General features: G+C 60.0%; 3 protein-coding genes. All 3 read left to right on the top strand.

From position 1 onward, the window contains the following. A partial coding sequence (locus DBR18_RS29650; protein WP_256588832.1) for a radical SAM protein occupies positions 1 to 589 on the top strand: 589 nt, incomplete at its 5' end. 204 nt (positions 590 to 793) lie between these two features. Then, positions 794 to 1267 (top strand): GNAT family N-acetyltransferase, encoded by a 474-nt coding sequence (locus DBR18_RS21290; protein WP_108591799.1) that lies wholly within the window; start codon positions 794 to 796, stop codon positions 1265 to 1267. A 157-nt stretch (positions 1268 to 1424) separates the two neighbouring features. Then, positions 1425 to 1834, top strand: a 410-nt coding sequence (locus DBR18_RS29645) for an RNA pseudouridine synthase (RefSeq protein WP_256588834.1), incomplete at its 3' end; no start/stop codon positions are given.

Genomic DNA, 1834 nt, shown 5'->3' with positions numbered 1-1834 from the left:
GATCCCGCTGATGGCCGCCGGCAAGATCCTGCCGTACCTGGACATCCCGTTCCAGCACGCCAGCCCGAAAGTCCTGAAGTCGATGAAACGCCCGGCGTTCGAAGACAAGACCCTGGCACGGATCAAGAACTGGCGCGAAATCTGCCCGGACCTGATCATCCGTTCGACCTTCATCGTCGGCTTCCCGGGCGAAACCGAGGAAGACTTCCAGTACCTGCTGAACTGGCTGACCGAAGCCCAGCTCGACCGCGTCGGCTGCTTCCAGTACTCGCCGGTGGAAGGCGCGCCGGCCAATGACCTGGACCTGGAAATCGTTCCGGACGACGTCAAGCAGGATCGTTGGGAGCGCTTCATGGCGCACCAGCAGGCGATCAGCTCGGCGCGCCTGCAGATGCGCATCGGCCGCGAGATCGAAGTGCTGGTGGACGAAGTCGACGAGCAAGGCGCGGTTGGCCGCTGCTTCTTCGATGCCCCGGAAATCGACGGCAACGTGTTCATCGACAACGGCAGCAACCTCAAGCCGGGCGACAAGGTCTGGTGCAAGGTGACTGACGCCGACGAATACGATCTGTGGGCTGAACAGATCTGACGCTGAAGCCACTGTAGGAGCTGCCGAAGGCTGCGATCTTTTGATCTTGAAAAGATCGCAGCCTCGTTTCACTCGACAACTCCTACAGGGATTGTGCCAAACCCAAAAGCCCCGCTCTTTTTTACAAGATGCGGGGCTTTTTTACGGCTATCGTTTGCTGTGGGAAGGACTCCCGCTCATCCATTTGAAAAGAGGCAGCCGGGCATGCGTCAGCATTCGGTCATTCACACGCCGAAACTCAGCGACTATCAGGAACTGACCCGGGTCTGGGAGGCCTCGGTCCGCGCGACCCATGATTTTCTACCGGACAGCTACGTCGAGTTGCTGCGCAATCTGGTGCTCACTCGCTACCTCGATGCAGTGATGCTGATCTGCACCAAGGACGCCAATCAACGCATTACCGGTTTTGCCGGGGTGGCGGCGGGCAAGATTGAAATGCTGTTCATCGACCCGGCGCACCGTGGCCAGGGCCTGGGCAAGAAATTGCTGAATTACGCCATGCAGCACCTGAACGCCGATGAACTGGACGTCAACGAACAGAACCCGCAGGCGCTGGGGTTTTACTTCAAGCAGGGTTTTGAGGTGATCGGGCGCTCGGAAGTGGATGGCATGGGCCAGCCGTATCCGTTGCTGCATATGCGCTTGCGGCAGAACCAGCAGCGCTCCAGCAACGGCTGACACACCACAATCCCACTGTAGGAGCTGCCGAAGGCTGCGATCTTTTGCTTTTTGAAGATCAAAAGATCGCAGCCTTCGGCAGCTCCTACAAATGGAACCGGGCTTAACCGGCGCCAGGCAGGTACAATGCCCACCCCTTTTTTGTTACGGCCCTGTCATGACTGACCCGATTCGCCTCTCCAAACGCCTCATCGAACTGGTCGGTTGCTCCCGCCGGGAGGCCGAGCTGTTCATCGAGGGCGGCTGGGTCACCGTGGACGGCGAAGTGATCGACGAACCGCAATTCAAGGTCGGCGACCAGAAAGTCGAACTCGACAAGGACGCCAAGGCCACCGCGCCAGAGCCGGTGACCATTCTGCTCAACGTGCCGGCCGGCATGAGCACCGAAGACGCCATGCAGTCATTGAGCGCCGACACCCTCAGCGAAGAGCACCGCTACGGCAAACGCCCGTTGCGCGGGCATTTTCTGCGCCTGACCGCCAGCGCCGATCTGCAGCCCAAGGCCAGCGGCCTGCTGGTGTTCACTCAGGACTGGAAAGTGCTGCGCAAGCTGACTGCCGACGCCGC

The organism is Pseudomonas sp. HMWF021 (assembly GCF_003061005.1).
Classification (GTDB): Bacteria; Pseudomonadota; Gammaproteobacteria; order Pseudomonadales; family Pseudomonadaceae; genus Aquipseudomonas.
The sequence above is the reverse complement of the archived record's forward strand: the minus strand, read 5'-3'. Positions and strand labels throughout refer to the sequence as shown.